Source organism: Pseudomonas sp. LM13, assembly GCF_041381355.1.
Lineage (GTDB): Bacteria > Pseudomonadota > Gammaproteobacteria > Pseudomonadales > Pseudomonadaceae > Stutzerimonas > Stutzerimonas frequens.
Map to the genome: position 1 here is coordinate 1 of NZ_JACBXH010000146.1, position 405 is coordinate 405.

Consider the following 405-nt stretch of genomic DNA (forward strand, 5'->3'; position numbering starts at 1 on the left):
TCATTACCAGCAGCGCGGACTTTCTGTAAAACCTGCCACCCATCCAGGCCAGGCATCATCACGTCTAAGATGAGCAAGTCGTATGTGGTATGAAGCGCGTGCTGAGCAGCATCGGTCCCGTTTTCAACTCTATCGACTGTGAAGCCTGCCTCTGAAAGCCCCTGCTGTAGGTAGGTGCCTGTTTTCGGCTCGTCTTCAGCAACAAGAAGCTTCATGAAAGTATTCCCTCCGGCATTTGGAGCAGTGTGCCGATTGTCAGGGCGTGCAGCCAGTACCTTACAGAAATGTAATGCTCGCATCATCTGTCTGACAGCTTGTAGCGTTAACGTCTACCTCAGCAGTTGCTCCCACACTCTGCTTTTTGGCCTTTTCATGCTCCTTTGGCCTATCGGCGCCTAGATGGCG

Annotated in this window: 1 protein-coding gene; it reads right to left on the reverse strand. The window is 52.3% G+C overall.

The genetic code is table 11. From position 1 onward, the window contains the following. Positions 1 to 215: response regulator (locus HZR81_RS23760; RefSeq protein WP_500129414.1), on the reverse strand; the 215-nt coding region annotated here is incomplete at its 3' end. Positions 216 to 405: the final 190 nt, after the last annotated feature.